The organism is Streptomyces sp. NPDC006739 (assembly GCF_042869815.1).
Lineage (GTDB): Bacteria > Actinomycetota > Actinomycetes > Streptomycetales > Streptomycetaceae > Streptomyces.
This window is the reverse complement of sequence record NZ_JBIAGM010000007.1, coordinates 128211-145781: the sequence shown is the minus strand read 5'-3', so window position 1 is coordinate 145781 and position 17571 is coordinate 128211. Positions and strand designations below refer to the sequence as shown.

Genomic DNA, 17571 nt, shown 5'->3' with positions numbered 1-17571 from the left:
ACAAAGGAAGAACGCAGTCAGTGAAGCCGATCGGCGCAGACCTCCTCAGGCCCCTTCCGGAACTGCTGCGGGAGAACGCGCTGCGCTTCGCCGAGAAGGTCGCCTTCCAGGACTCCCACTTGCGGCTGACGTACGCGGAGTTGGAGCGCAGAACCGGACGGCTGGCCGGCCATCTGGCCGGACTCGGTCTGCGCCACGGCGAGCGCGCGGCGATCCTCCTCGGCAACCGCGTCGAGGCGGTGGAGAGTCTGCTCGCCGTCACCCGGGCCGGGGCGGTCGGCGTACCGATGGACGCTCGCGCCTCCGACGCGGAACTCGCCCACATGCTGGACGACAGCGCCGCCCGGGTGGTCTTCACCGACCGGTCCGGGCTGGTCCGGCTGCGGCCGCTGCTCGACGGGCGTCCGCACCTCGCCGTCGTACCGGTGGACGGTGCCGGAACGGGTCGTACGCCCGGCTACGCGGACATGGTCACGACCGAGCCGTCCGTGTCCGCGCCGGACGACCTCGGGCTCGACGAGGTGGCCTGGCTGCTGTACACCTCGGGGTCGACGGGCACGCCCAAGGGTGTGCTCTCCACGCAGCGCAACCGTCTGTGGTCGGTCGCGGCGGGCCTGGTCTCGGTGTTCGGGTTGTCCGCCGACGACCGGCTGCTGTGGCCGCTCCCCCTGCATCACGCCATGAGCCAGGTCATGTGCGTCATCGGGGTGACCGCGACCGGCGCGGGTGCCCGCATCCTGCCGCGGTTCTCGGTCGAGGACGTGCTCGGCGAACTGCGGCGGACGCAGGACCCGTGCACCCTGATGGCCGGTGTGCCGACGACGTACGCCAGGCTCCTCGACGCGGTGCGCGGCGAAGGGTTGCGGGCGCCCGCCCTGCGGGGCTGTGTCAGCGGGGGTGCCGCGGCCCCGCCCGCTTTCCAGCGGTCCTTCGAGGAGATCTGCCGCGTCCCGTTCCTCGAACACTACGGCAGCACCGAGACGGGGCCCGTCACGATGACGGCGCCGGGCGTCTCCCGGACACCGGGATCGTGCGGCCGGGTGATTCCCGGGGTCCGGGCGCGGATCGGCGACGAGGACGGGACCGCGGGCGAAGGGGACGAAGGGGAGTTGTGGATCAGCGGGCCCGGCGTCATGGCCGGCTACCACAACCGGCCCGACGACACCGCCGACGCCCTGCGCGAGGGGTGGTACCGCACCGGTGACCTCGCCCGGATCGACGCCCGTGGCGAACTCACCATCACCGGCCGGGTCAGCGAGCTGATCATCCGTGGCGGGGAGAACATCCACCCGTCCGAGGTGGAGGCGGCGCTGCTCGATCTCCCGGAGGTCGCGGACGCCACCGTGGTGGGGCGGCACGACGACGTGCTCGGTGAGGTACCGGTCGCCTACCTGGTGGCCGAGCGGGCCGGCGGGCTCGACCGCCGACGGATCCTCGCCGCGTGCCGCGCCCGCCTCGCACCGTTCAAGGTTCCCGCCGACCTGTACGAGGTGGCGGGGATTCCGCGCACGGCGTCGGGCAAGCCCAGGCGGTACGCGCTCGCCGACGCGCCCGCGCGGCTCCTGGCGGCGGTGGCCGCCCCCCGCCCCGGCCGTACGACGGCGGACCTGCTCGCCCTCGTCCGGGAGGAGGTCGCCGCCGTACTCGACTGCGCTGCCGACGACGTGGAACCGCAGACCGCGTTCCGTGATCTCGGCCTCGACTCGCTGTCGTCGACCGTGCTGCGCCGGCGCTTGGCGGCGGCCACCGGTCTCGCCCTGTCCGAGGCCGTCGCCTTCGACTTTCCGACGGCGGCCGAGATGGCCGCGCATCTGCGCGCGGGACTGACCGGGGAGCGGACGGGCGCCGTGTCCGTGGACCCGCCGGAGGCCGACGACTCCGACGATCCCGTGGTGATCGTCTCGATGGCGTGCCGCTTTCCCGGTGGTGTGGAGTCCCCGGAGGAGTTGTGGCGGCTGGTCGCCGACGGCGTCGACGCGATCACCCCGTTCCCCGCCGACCGGGGCTGGGACCTGGACGGCCTGTACGACCCTGATCCCGGGCGGGCCGGGCGGACGTACGTCCGTGAAGGCGGCTTCCTGACCGGCGTGGACCGCTTCGATCCGGCGTTCTTCGGCATCTCGCCCCGTGAGGCGCTGGCGATGGATCCGCAGCACCGGCTGCTGCTCGAAGTCGCCTGGGAGGCCTTCGAGCGCGCGGGGGTCGACCCCGGCACGCTGCGCGGTACGGCGACGGGTGTGTACGCCGGCGTCATGTACAGCGACTACGCCGGCCGGCTCCCGGCCGCGCCGGAGCACGTCGAGGGCTACCTCGGCATCGGCAACGCGGGAAGCGTCGCCTCCGGCCGTATCGCCTACACCTTCGGTCTGGAAGGACCCGCCCTCACCGTCGACACGGCGTGCTCGTCGTCGCTGGTGGCCCTGCATCTGGCGGCCCAGGCGCTGCGCAGGGGCGAGTGTTCCCTCGCCCTGGCGGGCGGCGTGACGGTGATGTCGGCGCCGGGCTCCTTCGTCGAGTTCAGCAGGCAGCGCGCGCTGGCCCCCGACGGCCGCTGCAAGGCGTTCGGCGCCCGGGCCGACGGCACCGCGTGGGGCGAGGGCGCGGGCCTGGTGCTGCTGACCCGGCTGTCCGAGGCGCGGCGGGCGGGACATCCGGTCCTGGCCGTGGTGCGCGGTACGGCGGTGAACCAGGACGGTGCCAGCAACGGTCTGACGGCCCCGCACGGGCCGGCCCAGCAGCGGGTGATACGGCGGGCCCTGGCCGACGCGCGGCTGGCGCCCGAGGAGATCGACGCTGTCGAGGCGCACGGCACCGGGACCCGGCTCGGTGACGTCATCGAGGCGGAGGCCTTCCTCGCCGCCTACGGCCGGGGCGGACGCCGTCGGCACCCGCTGTGGCTGGGCTCCGTCAAGTCCAACATCGGTCACACGCAGGCCGCAGCGGGCATCGCGGGCGTGATGAAGATGGTCCAGGCGATGGCGCACGGTGTGCTGCCCCGCACCCTGCACGCCGACGAGCCGACGCCGAGGGTGGACTGGTCCTCGGGCGCGGTGTCGCTGCTGACCCGGCAGGTGCCGTGGCCCCGGACCGGCCGGCCGCGCCGGGCGGGCGTGTCGGCGTTCGGGATCAGCGGGACCAACGCGCACGTGATACTGGAGCAGCCCCCCGCGTGGGACTCGGCCGCCACGGCGCCCCCGCCGCGGCGGACGCCGTCGGCCCCGGTGCCGGCCGTGCCATTCCCGCTCTCGGCCAGGAGCGCGGCGGGGCTGCGCGCCCAGGCCGGGCGCCTGCACGCCGCGGTGGCCGCGGACCCGGGAACCCGCCTGGTGGACACCGGCTTCTCCCTGGCCACGACCCGCGCCGCCTTCGAACACCGCGCGGTGCTCGTGGCCGGCGACCGCGACGCACTGCTCGCCTCCCTCAGGGCGGTGGCCGAGGGGCGCCACCGGCCCGGAGTGAGCACCGGCGGCCCCCGTCAGAAGGGGCCCGTGGTCTTCCTCTTCACCGGCCAGGGCAGCCAACGTGCGGGCATGGGGCGGGAGCTGTACGAGACCTGTCCCGCCTACGCCCGTTCCTTCGACGAGACCTGTGCGCGGCTGGACCCGCTCCTGCCCCGGCCACTGCGGGACGTGGTGTTCGCCACGGACGGCTCGGACGGCTCGGACGGCTCGGCCGGCTCGAACGGCTCGAACGGCTCGAACGGCTCGCACCACTCGGGCGGTTCGTCCGCGGGCGGCGACCTGCACGCGACCTTGTTCGCGCAGCCGGCCCTCTTCGCCCTGGAAGTCGCCCTGTTCCGGCTGCTGGAGTCCTGGGGGGTGCGCCCGGACATCGTGGCGGGGCACTCCGTCGGCGAGGTCGCGGCGGCGCATGTCGCCGGGGTGCTGACCCTCCCGGACGCCTGCACGTTGGTGGCGGCCCGGGGCCGGCTGATGGGCGCGCTGCCCGCCGGCGGGGCCATGGTCGCGGTGCGGGCCGGCGAGCGGGAGATGGCCGCGTTCCTCTCCGGCCGGGAGCGGCGGGTGGACATCGCGGCGGTCAACGGCCCCTCCTCCGTGGTCGTCTCGGGAGACGAGGAAGCGGTGCTGGACGTCGCCGCGTACTGGCGCGAACAGGGCCGGGAGACCTCGCGGCTGCGCGTGAGCCACGCGTTCCACTCCCCGCGCATGGAACCCATGCTGGCCGGCTTCGCCGAGGTGGCCCGGGGGCTCGCCTACTCCCGCCCGCGCCTGCCCCTGGTGACCGCCGTGGCGGGCCGGATCGCGACGGCCGAGGAGGTCGGTTCACCGGACCACTGGGTGGATCACGTACGGCGACCGGTCCGTTTCGCCGACACGATGCGCCACCTGGGCGAACGGGGCGCGACGCACTATGTGGAACTCGGCCCCGACGGTGTGCTCGCGGCCATGGCTCGGGAGTGTCTCACCGACGCCGCCCCCGCGCCCCTGGTCGTCCCCACCCTGCGCGGCTCCCGTCCCGAGGCCGAGGCGCTCCTGACCGCACTGGCCGCGCTGCACGCCCAGGGTGTCGGCGTCGACTGGCGGGAGGTGTTCGCCGGACGCGGCGCACGGCGTACGGCACTTCCCACGTACGCCTTCCAGCGGGAGCGGTACTGGCTGGACGCTCCCCGGGCGGGGACGCTCACGGCGTCGCCGGAGGCCGCCGGGGACCATCCGTTCCTGCGGTCCGTCACCTCCACGGCGGACGACGGCGGACTGCTGCTGGGCGGGCGGCTCTCGCCGCGCGACCAGCCCTGGCTGGCCGACCACGCCGTGCTGGGCACGGTGCTCCTGCCCGCCACGGCGTTCGTCGAGATGGCCCTTTACGCCGGTGGCCTGGTGGGAGCCGGCGTCCTGGACGAACTCACCCTCACGGCACCGCTGCCGCTGCCCTCCACCGGCGCCGTCGAGGTGCAGGTGAAGGTGTCCGGACCGGACGGGGAGGGGCGGCGGGCCGTGGTGTTCCACTCCCGGCCCCACTCGCCCGCGTACGACGGCCCGTGGCACCGCCACGCCACCGGAACCCTGGCACCCGGCGAGCCGTCGGCCCTGCCGGAAGGCGGCGGGCCCCCCGCGCCCGCCGCGCCCCGTGCGTGGCCTCCGGCGGGTGCCGTACCGCTCCCGCTCGATACCGAGCCGGATCCGGACGCCGATGGCGACGGCCACGGGGACGGTGACGGTGACGATGACGGCGGGTTCTACGATCGTCTCGCGCGCCTCGGACTGGACTACGGCCCGGTGTTCCAGGGTCTGCGAGCCGCCTGGCGCCTCGGCGAGGACGTCCTCGCCGAGGTCGCGCTGCCGGAGGAGGCGGGCACCGACGCCTCCCGGTTCACCGTGCACCCGGCCCTGCTGGACGCGGCGCTGCACACCATGATGCTGGCCGGCGCCGTCCCCGACGCCACCACCGCCGACGCCGGCGCCGGCCGGGCGGTGTCGCTGCCGTTCGCCTGGAGCGGGGTACGGGCGCACGCCTCCGGTGCCCGCCGGCTGCGGGTGCGCATGTCGCCCGGGGCGGCGAACCGTGCGTCGCTTGAGCTGGCCGACGACACCGGGGCGCCCGTCGCCACGGTCGGCGCACTGACCCTGCGGCCGCTCCCCCGCGAGCAGTTGACGACCGCCGGCGCCCTCGGTGACCGCCTGTTCCGGATCGGCTGGACGCGGTCGGCCCGCTCCCCCGTCGCCGTGTCCCCCGGCGAGGCCGCCTGGGGCGTGCTGGGCGAGGCCGACCCCCGGCTGCTCGACGCGCTCGGCACCGGCGGCGTCACGGCGACGCGTCACCCGGACCTGGCCTCGCTGGCCGCCGCCGCGCCCCCCGTCGTCCTCGCCCCGTGCCCGCCGCTCGGCGAGGTCGCGGCAGGCACCGACCACGCCCTGGCCGCGCACCGTCTGGCCGCCTGGACGCTGCGGCTCGTGCAGGACTGGCTCGCCGAGGAGCGCCTGTCCGGCTCGCGCCTGGTCATCGTCACCTCAAGGGCGGTCAGTACGGCGGCGGACGGCCGGGCAGGCCTCGCGGAGGGCATCGAGGCCGTCGCCTACGCGCCGGTGTGGGGGCTGGTCCGCTCGGCCCAGACGGAGAATCCGGGCCGCTTCACCCTCGTGGACGTGGACGAACACCCCGATTCCCGGCGGGCGTTGGTGTCGGCGGTGGCGAGCACGGAGCCGCAGACGGCCGTACGCCGGGGAGCCGTGTACGTTCCGGGGCTGGTCCGGGACTCCGGGACGGCGTCCGGTGCGGCGCCGGGCCGTCGGCTGGACCCCCACGGCACCGTCCTGATCACCGGCGGTTCCGGTTCGCTGGGCAGGTCGCTCGCCCGCCATCTCGTCGTCGCGCACGGGGTCCGCCACCTGCTGCTCGCGGGACGGCGCGGCGCCGACGCACCGGGTGTCGGCGAACTCCGGTCGGAACTCATCGATCTGGGCGCCGAGGTGACCGTCGTGGCGTGCGATGTCGCCGACCGCGCGGCGCTGGCCGACGTGCTGGCCGGTGTCCCCGAGGCGCACCCGCTGACGGGTGTCGTGCACACCGCGGGCGTGCTGGACGACGGTGTGATCCCCGCGCTCACCGCGGACCGGCTGGCCGGCGTGCTGCGGCCGAAGGCGGACGCGGCCCTCGCGCTGCACGAGCTGACCAAGGACCTCGACCTGGCGGTGTTCGCGCTGTTCTCCTCGGTGGCCGGGGTGTTCGGTTCCGGCGGCCAGGGCAACTACGCCGCGGCGAACTGCGTCCTGGACGCGCTGGCGCAGCACCGCGTCCGTCTCGGTCTCCCCGGCACCTCTGTCGCATGGGGGCCGTGGCAGCAGAGCGACGGGATGACGGCGCACCTGAGCGGCGCCGATCTGCGCCGGATGGCCCGTACCGGTTTCGTCCCGCTGAGCACCGAGGAGGGCCTCGCGCTCTTCGACGCCGCCGTCGCAAGCCCCACGGCGGTGCTCGTCGCGGCGCGCCTGGACCCGGCGGTCTTCCGGTCCGCCGGGACGGCCGGTGTGCCGCTGTCGCGCCTGCCGGGCCGGCGGTCCGCACGGCCCGGCTCCGTGGCACCCGCCGAGCCCGGCGGTCGTGGCTCGCTGCATGCCCGGCTGGCCGCCGTGGACGCGAACGAACGCGGCTCGCTGCTGCTGGCCGCCGTACGCGCGGAAGCGGCCGCCGTGCTGGGCCACGGCGCGGACGGTTCGGCGATCGACGCGGACCGTACGCTGACCGAGCTGGGCCTCGACTCGCTGGCGGCCGTGGAACTGCGCAACCATCTGGAGAAGGCGACGGAACTGTCCCTTCCCTCCACCCTGCTGTTCGACTACCCCACGCCTCGTGCGGTCGCCTCCCACCTGGCCAAGCGGTGGGCCGGCACCCGCTCCGAGGCGACGGGCGCCACCGGCCGCCCGTCGGACGCCGACTCCGTCTCCGGGCTCTTCCGCGCCGCGTGCGCCGTCGGCAGGGCGTGGGACGGCATGGCGGTGCTGACCGTCGCCTCCCGTCTGCGCGAGGTCTTCGCCACGGCCGAGGACCTCGGCGCACCGCCCCGGGCCGTCACCGTCTCGACCGGGGGCACCGGTCCCCGGCTGGTCTGCTTCCCGGCGCTCAGCGCGCTCTCGGGGCCGCACGAGTACACCCGCTTCGGGCGTGATCTCCAGGGTCTGCGACCGGTCTCGGTGCTTCCGCATCCCGGATTCCTGCCCGGTGAACCACTGCCGGCCACGCTGGACGCCTTCCTGTCCGCGCAGGCCGCCGCTGTCCTGGCCTGCGCGGGCGACGAGCCGTTCGCCCTGCTGGGGCGCTCGGCCGGCGGCTGGGTCGCGCACGCCGTGGCCGGGCATCTGGAGCGCGGGGGCCACGCCCCGGCCGCCGTCGTCCTGATCGACACCTACCCGCCCGACCCGTACGACGGACCCGCGCTGTCCGCGATGACGGCCGGAATGCTCGACAAGGCGGCGGGGTTCGCCTCGGCCGAGACCGAGCGGCTCACCGCGATGGCCGGTTATCTGGAGCTGTACGCCGGCTGGGAACCGGCCGCCCTGTCGGCTCCCACGCTGTTCGTCCGGGCCCGGGAGGCCCTGCCGGGTGTCGAGCCGCCCTCGCCGTGGCGTCTGCCGCACCGGGAAGTCACCGTGCCCGGTGACCACTTCACCGTCCTGGAGGAGCACGCCCGGACCACCGCTCTCGCCGTGCACGACTGGCTCACCGGCCGGCCGTGACCCGGCGTCCGCCCGCCCGAGGCCACGGGTATGTATTCGGTATGAATCAGGTATGACGGGGGTTGTTCGGGGCGCCCCCTGCCGAGGCCCGGGGGAGCACCGGGCGTAGGGTTCCTCGGCGGGTCCGGCGGGGGCCCGATGTGCCGTGGAAGGAGCGCGCGATGGCGAGTCTGCCGGAACTGACGACAGGGCGGCTGCTCTCGTCCTGGCAGGTGGATGTGCCGGCGCTGCTGCTCGTCGTCGCGCTCGGCGCCCTGTACGGGTGGGGCGTGCTGCGGCTGCGACGGCGGGGCGACCCCTGGCCCGTGCCTCGCGTCGCCGCGTTCGCGCTGCTGGGCCTCGGGACGCTCGCCGTCGCGACGATGTCCGCCCTCGCGGTGTACGACCGCGTGCTGTTCTGGCCGGCCGCCGTCCAGAACATCCTTCTCGATCTGGTGGCGCCGCTCGGCCTGGCCCTCGGCGACCCGCTGGGGCTCGCCGTGCGCGCGCTGCCCGAGCGCGCCGCGGCCCGGGTGCGGGGCGCGATGGGCCGGCGTCTCGTCCACCTGCTCACGTTCCCGCTGGTCAGTACGGCCCTGGTGCTCGCGACCGAGCTGTCGGTGTACTTCACGCCGTACTTCGAGACGGCGCTGCGGCACAGCTGGCTGCACGAGGTGATGTACCTGCACCTGCTGCTCGCCGGCTGTCTGTTCGTGGTGCCGGTGCTCACCCGCGAGGAGACCCTGCCCGCCTGGTGCACGCATCCCGTGCGGGCGGCGCTGGTGTTCCTCGACGGGATCGTGGACGCCGTGCCCGGCATCGTGGTGATGACTCATGGCACGCTGATCGCCGGCGCCTGGTACCTGCACCACGCCCCGTCCTGGGCGCCGGACGTCCAGCACGACCAGCAGCTCGGCGGCGGCGCGATGATCAGCATCGCCGAACTGGTGGCGCTGCCCTTCCTGCTGGCGATCCTCGTGCAGTGGGCGCGCGCCGAACGCGTCGGTGCCGCCGCGCTGGACCGCCGGCTGGAGGCCGAACTGGTCCCCGCGGTGGCCACCGCCGCCCCCGCCGCCGAGGACACCCCGGCCCCGGACCTGGTGCGCCCCTGGTGGGAGACCGAGAACAGCGCGGTCGCCCAGCGCGTCCGGCAGCAACGGCCCGAACGCTGACCCGACCGTAAGGGAACGCGAGTAAGGGAAGGCGAATCGCCAGAGGCCTGAGTGACTGCTGTGACGTACGAGCCGACCCTGGGTTGTCCATCTCATGGAACGGGCATAGCCACCGGAATGCCTCGGTGATACAAATGCCGCATGTCGGACCGATTTGCCCGATTCGGACGCATCTCCATGCGGTCGATGATCGGCAAGAGCCCCCGCAGCGTCGCCGGACAGGTCTTCGTCCTGCAGGCCGCGCTGGTGGTGGCGCTCGTGGTCTGCGCCGTCTTCGCGCTCGTCCTCCAGTCCGAACGTGACACCGGCACGGAGGCCCGGCGCCGGTCGATAGCGGTCGCCGAGACCTTCGCGCACTCGCCGGGCATCCTCCAGGCGCTGCGCACCCCCGACCCCTCGAAGGTGCTCCAGCCGCTCACCGAGGCCGGCCGCAGGAGCGCGGGCGTGGACTTCATCGTGGTCATGAACACCAGGGGCATCCGCTACACCCACCCCATGCCCAGCAAGATCGGTAAGCGGTTCGTCGGCAGGATCGGTCCGTCACTGGCCGGCAAGGTCTACACCGAGAGCGTCCACGGCCCGCTCGGCCACGAGGAGCAGGCGACCGTTCCCATCGACGACACCCACGGCAGGGTGACGGCCCTCGTCTCCGCCGGACTGAAGGTCAGGAACGTGACCAACGAGGTGGACCGGCAGCTGCCGATCATCCTGGCCGCCGGGGCCGGAGCACTCGCGGTGTCCACCACGGGCACGGCGCTGGTGGGCAGGCGACTGCGGCGGCAGACCCACAGCCTGGCCCCGGACGAGATGACCCGCATGTACGAGCACCACGACACGGTGCTGCACTCGGTGCGGGAGGGTGTGCTCATCGTCGACGACAACGGGCGGCTGCTGCTCGCCAACGACGAGGCCAGACGGCTGCTGGAGATACCCCTGGAGGCCGAGGGGCGGCATGTGCTGGAGTTGTCGGGTCTTGACCCCGCCATGACGGAGCTGCTCGTCTCCGGCCGTGTGGCCACCGACGAGGTGCACTTCGCCGGGAGCCGGCTGCTGGCGGTCAATCAGCGCCCCACCGACCGGGTCGGAGGCCCCAGGGGAACCGTGGTGACGCTCCGCGACTCCACCGAACTCCAGGCGGTGTCCGGCAGGGCCGAGGTGGCGCGGGAACGGCTGGAGCTGCTCTACGACGCGGGACTCGGCATCGGCACCACCCTCGACGTGATCCGCACGGCGGACGAGCTGGCCCAGGTCGCCGTCCCCCGCTTCGCCGACTTCGTCACCGTGGACCTCGCCGACCCCGTGCTGCACGGCGAGGAGCCCGCCCCCACCGCGACGGACATGCGGCGCGTCGCCGTGCACGGCATCCGGGACGACCATCCGCTCTACGAGAAGGGCCGGCTGATCGACTTCCTGCCCTCCACCCCGCAGGCGCGCGGCTTCGACGCCGGCCACTCCGAGCTGGCGACCGACCTGTCGACCGCGAACGGCTGGCACGCACAGGATCCGGCGCGGGCCCGGCAGATCGTGGACTACGGCATCCACTCGCTGATCGCCGCACCGATCCAGGCCCGTGGCGTCGTCCTCGGCATGGCCAACTTCTGGCGTGCCAAACGGGAGCCGTTCACCGAGGAGGAGCTGTCGCTCGCCGACGAACTCGTGGCCCGCGCCGCCGTCAGCATCGACAACGCCCGCCGGTACGCCCGCGAGCACGCCATGGCGGTCACCCTCCAGCGCAGCCTGCTGCCGCGGGCGCTGCCCGAACAGAGCGCCCTGGACGTCGGCTACCGCTATCTGCCCGCCCAGTCGGGCGTGAGCGGGGACTGGTTCGACGTGATCCCCCTGCCGGGGAGCCGGGTCGCGCTGGCCGTGGGCGATGTCGTCGGGCACGGCCTGCACGCCGCCGCGACGATGGGCCGGCTGCGGACCGCGGTGCACAACTTCTCCGCCCTCGACCTGCCACCGGACGAACTGCTCAGCCACCTGGACGACCTGGTCGGCCGCATCGACCAGGACGAGGCCTGCGCGCAGACGGCCGGCGAGATCGTGGGCGCCACCTGTCTGTACGCGATCTACGACCCGGTCGGCCGCCGCTGCGTCATGGCGCGCGCCGGACACCTGGCGCCCGTGCTGGTCCACCCCGACGGCTCCGCCGCCTTCCCCGACGTGCCGGCCGGCCCGCCGCTGGGTCTGGGCGGCATGCCGTTCCAGACGGCGGAAGTGGACCTTCCCGAGGGCAGTCAGCTCGTGCTGTACACCGACGGCCTCATCGAGGACCGCAACCGTGACCTGGACGTGGGCATGGAGCTGCTGCGGCGGGCGGTGGCCGGCCGCCCCGACCGGCCGCCCGAGGAGACCTGCCAGGCGGTGCTGGACGAACTGCTGCCCGAGGGATCCAAGGACGACGTCGCGCTGCTCGTCGCACGCACCCGGGCGCTGCCGCCGGAGAACGTGGCCGACTGGGACGTGCCCCGGGATCCGGCCGCCGTGTCCCGGATGCGTGCCGCGGTCTCCGGCCGGCTGGACGAATGGGGCCTGTCCGAGCTGGGCTTCGGCATGGAACTCGTGCTGAGCGAGCTGATCACCAACGCCATCCGCTACGGCTCCGATCCGGTCCGGGTGCGGCTGATCCGCGACCGCTCGCTGGTCTGCGAGGTCGCCGACGGCAGCAGCACCTCCCCGCATCTGCGGTACGCCGCGACGACCGACGAGGGCGGCCGGGGCCTGTTCCTGGTCTCGCAGATGACCGAGCGCTGGGGCACCCGGTACACCCCCCAGGGCAAGGTGATCTGGGCCGAGGTGGCCCTGCCGGACCTCTCGGAGTGGCCTGCGGAATGACCGGAAAGCGCCGGTTGCGGCAAGCAACCGGCGGGCCGGAATCGCCCTCTTGTGCGGTGACAGCAACCTATGGGGGAGGACGAGATGAATCGTGGTATCGGCCGGTCCGGCATCCGGCGCACGGGAGCCAGGGCCGCGGCGGTGGGCGCGCTGGGTACGGCCGCGGTCGTACTGGCGGTGACGCCGGCGTTCGCCAAGGGCAGTGTCGACCTGACCGCGTCGCCTGGCACCGTCCGGGTCGGACACACCGTCCATGTGAAGGGATCAGGCAACAGCGACGCGGTGTGGTTCGCGAAGTTCTGCGCGCAGGAGCGCACGGGGACGCGCGGCGCGTGGCACACCGTCGCGTGCGGCCGGGTCGTGGACGTCACCGAGCGGGACGCCAAGGTGGACGCGAGGATCGAGGTCCGCCACCGCGGCGTCGTGCAGTTCCGCGGCGTGCTCTACGGCGTCGACGGCCCGCGCGGCGGCCACCCCTACGCGGACATCACCACACCGGCAAGGACCGTGCACGTGCGCTGACCGGTGGCGGCGGGGAGGGAGGACGGCCCCGCCGGCCGGGTGTCAGGCCTGCGGCGGCGTCCACCGCTGGGCGGTGGATCCGTCGCAGGTGCGGATCTGCAGTCGGGTGCCTTCCGTCGTGGAGGAGTCGGGGTCGGCCAGGCACAGGCCGGAGTTGGTGTTCCTCAGGGAGCCGTCGGCGCCCACCGTCCAGCCCTGGGCGCCGGTGCCGTTGCAGGTGTACAGCTGGACGAGGGTGCCGTCGGTGGTCCCGCTGCTCGTCACGTCGAGACACTTGCCGAGCGTGCGCAGGGTGCCGTCGGCCGCGACCGTCCAGTCCTGGGCGTAGGTGCCGTTGCAGGTCCACAGCCGGATCGCGGTGTGATCGGCCGTACCGGAGCCGGCGTCGTCGACGCACAGGGCGGCGCTGACGCCTGAGCCGACAGGCCCCACCCGCGGCTTCCCGGGGCCCGCGGTGTCACCGGGGTAGGACGGCGGGGCCGCCGAAGGGCTCGTGGCCCAGCCGGTGTTCGCGGTGGTGCCGAGCGTATAGCTGAGCGTTCCCCCGGAGGTGATCGCGCTCGTGGGGGCGTAGGCGTTGTTCCACGCCGCCCCGTCGAACGTCGCCGACCGGACATAGGGAGCGTCGTCCGCCGCGCCCACGCCGTCGATCGTCAAGGTCTTGCCGGACGGCAGGGTGATCACGGCCTGGGGGAACACCGGCGACCCGAGGGCGAGGTCCGAGGTGCCCGGCGTCATCGGGTACATGCCCAGGGCGGACCAGACGTACCAGGCGCTCATCTCGCCGAGGTCGTCGTTGCCGTCGGCGAGACCGCCGGGAGTGTTCGACCAGATCCGGTCCTGGATGGAGCGCACCGTCGACTGCGTCTTGTAGGGGCGGCCGACGTAGTCGTACTCCCAGGGCAGTTCGATGCTCGGTTCGTTGCCGACCCGGGCGTATCCGTTCGCGCCGGTGTAGCTGCGCAACACGGTGTCGAGGTAGTGGGCCATCACCGTGTCGCCGCCCTTCGCGGTGGCCAGCCCGGCCAGGTCGAACGGCACCATGCCCGAGTAGATCCACGAGTCGGCCTCCACCATGTCGGTGCCGTTGGTCGGGGAGAAGCCGCTGGTCCAGGTGCCGTTGCCGGCACGGGGCTGGACGAAGCCGGAGGCCGGGTTCACCGTGTTGCGCCAGTCCTGCGCGCGACGGGCGTACTTCTGCCGGCTCGCGCTGTCGCCGAGTGCGCCGGCGAAGGCGGAGAGCGCGAAGTCGGCGGCTCCGTACTCCAGGGTGGTGGCCACCGGGCCGTAGAAGTTGCAGCAGCCGTAGGTGCCGTCATGGGGTTCGTAGCCCGGATCGTCCAGGTAGTGGAGGCCCGGTCGGTCGTTGTTCGCGGTGCTCGCCTGTCTCAGCAGACCGGCCAGCGCCTTCGAGGCGTCGAAGCCGCGGGCACCGAAGGCGTAGTAGTCGGCGATGATCGCCGCCGCCGGGTCACCGACCATGATGTACGACTCGCCGTCGTTCTCCGACCACTTGGGGAAGATCCCCGTCTGGGCGTAGTCGTCGGTCATGGACTGGGCGGTGTCCGAGGCGGTCGAGGGACTCAGCAGCGCCTCGATCTGCGCCTGGGAGCGGTAGACGTCCCAGCCGGAGTAGTTGGCGTAGGCGGCGGCGTGACCGGCGTCGACCGTGTGCGTCCTGCCGTCGAACCCGTAGTACTGGCGGTTGGTGTCACTGATGGCGTTCGGGTGCAGCAGTGAGTGGTACAGCGCGGTGTAGAACATGGTCTGCTGGTCCGCCGTGCCACCGGCGATCCGCACCTTGCCGAGTGCCGTGTCCCAGGCCCGGTGGGCCGCCGCACGGACGGCGTCGAAGTTCCAGCCGGCGTTCTCGGACGTGCGGTTGGCGACGGCGTTCGCCACCGAGACGTAGGAGATGCCCACCTTGGCCTGCACGACCGGGTGCGCGGTCGTGTCGAAGGTGACGTGGGCGTCGGACGCGGCGGCGGTCGAGCCGTGCGGCGTCGCCGTGCCGTCGGCGGGCCCGGGCGTCGGGCCGTGCAGTCGCGGCTTGTCCGGCTGGTCCGGATCGCTCCGGCCGGCCCGGGGGGCGGAGGGCTCGGACGGGTTCGCCGGGCGGGCCGCCGTGCTGCCGCTGGAGGCGAAGGGGCGGTCGAAGACCATGTCGAAGTAGACGGTGTAGGTGTTCGCCGCGCCGCAGAAGCGCCCGCTGGTGACCCGGCCGCTCACCTCGGTCCTGGACACGACGTCGAACTGCGTTGCGGACGCCTTGTTCTGACTGCCGGTCAGTTTGAGGAGGAGGTTCGCCTGTGCGGTCGCGGGGAAGGTGAAGCGGGCCATGCCGCTGCGTGTGGTGGTGGTGAGTTCGGTGGTGACCTTGTTGCGGAGTGCGACCTTGTAGGAGCCGGGCGAGGCGGACTCGTCGGCGTGCGCGAAGGCGTCGGTCGCCGCGTCGTCGACGGCACCCACCGTGGGCAGCACCGGCACGTCGCCGGCGGCCCGGCAGCCCGGTCCGGCGATATGGGTGAGGCTGAATCCGGTGATCGAGGAGTCGTGGTACTCGTATCCGCCACCGGGCGGCCTCGACGACGTGTCGGGGCTCCACTGGACCATGCCGAACGGGACGTCCGCGCCGGGGAAGTCGTTGGCCGCGTTGGTCGTGCCGATGAAGGGATTGACCAGGTCCGCGGGTGAGGACACGAGTTCCGCCGCGCTCGTGCCCGTGGGACGCGCCGTCGCCCAGGCGAGGGGAGCGGGCGACGCGTACCCGGCCAGCAGGGCCGCGCCGACGGCGGCCCGGAGTGCCGCTCGGCTCCGGCGGGCGCGGGCGGGTCGTCCTCGCGTCTCACGCCGGCGGCCGCCGGCCTGCATCGGGAACATCGCGATCTGCCTCCTGAGGGATTGCGTCGGAGCACACGGGCTCCGCTCGCGCGCCGGCCCGTGGGGACGTGCGGGCGGAGCCCCGGTGAGTGACGTGCGTGGGAGCCCCGTGAGTGATGTGCGTGGGAGCCCCGTGAGTGGGGACGGAGGAGAACGGTGACAACGTTGTCGCAGCACACTGTTCGCAACGTAGCTACGGAACGTGCTCACGTCAATACTGTGCGCCGATACGCCATGGTGTTACGCCCCTGTGACGCCGAGCGGACGGTTCCAAGATCGGGCCTTGACAGGCTGTGTTTCGAACAGAGCGGCAGGCGGTCAGGGGACTCCAGTGGTCCGAACGCCATCGGAGCGGCTCTGACGTTGATGCACACGACCTGTCGGCGTTCCTGGGGGAATCACTCATGACCACGCGTATCCGCACCACCGTCGCCGCCATCGCGGTGGCCGCCGCCGTCACCGGCACCGCGCTGCTGGGCGCCTCGGGCGCCGCCTCGGCCGCCACCGGGCACGGCACCCTGACCATCAGCAACGGCACCAGGTACGTGCTGATCAACGGCCACCAGGTCGACTTCAGGGTGCCCGTCCGGGACCTCGCCTGGTCCCCGAACGGCGCCAAGGCCGCCTTCATCGACGGCACCGGCAACCTGGACGTCGCCAACCCCGACGGCAGCGGGCGCGTCGTCGTCGCCAAGAACCCCGGCAACCAGAACTGGTCCCACCCCACCTGGCAGGTCACCCCGGCCGGCAACCCGGACGGCGTTCCCGCCAAGGACAACCTGATCTTCGCCGCCCGCGCGGGCGGCGTCTCCCGGCTGAAGTACGTCTCCGCCAAGGCCGTCCACGGCACGCCCAAGACGCTGCCCCTGTGGTCCGAGGTCGGCCCGGGCGTCCCGGCGCTGCCGCAGACCGGCAACGTCTGGCCGAACGCGGCCGACCACTACGGCACCTCGGTCTACGCCAACACCGACACCGGCGCCGTCTACATCCGCGACGACTACACCCGTCAGCAGGGCTACAAGCTCACCAAGGGTTCCCAGCCGGCCCTGTCGCCCAACGAGGAGGAGGTCGTCTTCGTCCGCTCGGTCGCCGGACACGACCACCTCTTCGTCGAGGGCCTGGGGCAGGACAGCCGCATCAAGGACCTCACCCCGCACGCCACCACCGACTACACCGAGCCGGCCTGGTCCCCGGACGGCAGGACGCTCGCGGCGCGCACCCCCTCCGGCACGGTCACCCTGGCCTCCAACGGCACGGGCCACCCCACGAAGGTCACGACGGAGAAGGGCCTGGCGGCCTACCGTCCCTGACGTCGGCCGGCTCACCGGGCCGGGCCGGGCCGTGCGGCGGAGTGCGCGTCACTCCGCCGTACGGCCCAGCTCGGCCCGCAGTTCTTCCAGGTGTTCGTCGGCCGTGTCGTGCGGCAGGAACTCGACGACGTCGAGGAACCGGAACATCACCTGGCTGCCGGTGATGGCGTACTCGTACTCCGCGAACCCCACCACCGCGCCCATCGCACCCCGGCGGGTGCCCCGCACCACGTGCGAGGTCAGTTCGTCCGGCTGCTCCGCCGACAGCCCGCGCCGCGCGTTGGGCCGTGCCAGGTACGGGCACACCATCGAGGCGTACAGCATGCAGGCCCGGTGCCCGGGCCCTTCCAGGGTCGGCGCGAGATTGCGGTACGGCCGCCCGGCGGCCAGTGCCTCCCCGATCGCCGCGCTCTCCGCGGCCCCCACCACCCGCCACACCGGCCCCCGCGGCATGGCCCGGTTGCACACCGAGCACAACCGCTTGCCCGCGCACTGGGCGCTGCGCTCGTAGTCGGTCAGCGCGAACTGCGGCGTGTCCCCCTCCCATGGAGTGATCGCCGGTACCGGATATCCCCGTATGTCCCTCGGCCGCGCCTCGACCCCCGCCGGCATGGGAACGCTCTCGAATCGCACGCCCCCATCCCTACCAGTCCGGGCCCCGCCGGACCAACAGGGTGGCGT

General features: G+C 73.4%; 7 protein-coding genes. 5 read left to right on the top strand and 2 right to left on the bottom strand.

Annotation, left to right across the window (positions count from 1 at the left end; genetic code table 11):
• Positions 1 to 20 precede the first annotated feature (20 nt).
• From ACFYMM_RS16680 to ACFYMM_RS16665, 4 genes are all read left to right on the top strand, one after another.
• Positions 21 to 8192, top strand: a complete 8172-nt coding sequence (locus tag ACFYMM_RS16680; protein ID WP_388386933.1) for an SDR family NAD(P)-dependent oxidoreductase — start codon at positions 21 to 23, stop codon at positions 8190 to 8192.
• Positions 8193 to 8353: 161 nt separating this feature from the next.
• A complete protein-coding gene (locus ACFYMM_RS16675; RefSeq protein WP_388386930.1) occupies positions 8354 to 9343 on the top strand; it encodes a cytochrome c oxidase assembly protein in 990 nt (329 codons plus the stop codon).
• A gap of 186 nt (positions 9344 to 9529) precedes the next feature.
• Entirely contained in the window at positions 9530 to 12178 is a 2649-nt protein-coding gene (locus ACFYMM_RS16670; protein ID WP_388387346.1) for a SpoIIE family protein phosphatase, read from the top strand.
• Positions 12179 to 12262: 84 nt separating this feature from the next.
• Positions 12263 to 12700, top strand: a complete 438-nt coding sequence (locus ACFYMM_RS16665; RefSeq protein WP_388386928.1) for a hypothetical protein — start codon at positions 12263 to 12265, stop codon at positions 12698 to 12700.
• Between the two features lie 42 nt (positions 12701 to 12742).
• Here ACFYMM_RS16665 and ACFYMM_RS16660 read toward each other — a convergent pair whose 3' ends face one another.
• Positions 12743 to 15580 (bottom strand): lectin, encoded by a 2838-nt coding sequence (locus ACFYMM_RS16660; protein WP_388386926.1) that lies wholly within the window; start codon positions 15578 to 15580, stop codon positions 12743 to 12745.
• Between the two features lie 404 nt (positions 15581 to 15984).
• Here ACFYMM_RS16660 and ACFYMM_RS16655 point away from each other — a divergent pair, with 404 nt between their 5' ends.
• The gene (locus ACFYMM_RS16655; protein WP_388386924.1) at positions 15985 to 16890 is read left to right on the top strand and encodes a hypothetical protein; all 906 of its coding nucleotides are present in this window, start codon (positions 15985 to 15987) and stop codon (positions 16888 to 16890) included.
• A 48-nt stretch (positions 16891 to 16938) separates the two neighbouring features.
• Here ACFYMM_RS16655 and ACFYMM_RS16650 read toward each other — a convergent pair whose 3' ends face one another.
• Entirely contained in the window at positions 16939 to 17523 is a 585-nt protein-coding gene (locus ACFYMM_RS16650) for a hypothetical protein (protein ID WP_388386922.1), read from the bottom strand.
• Positions 17524 to 17571: the final 48 nt, after the last annotated feature.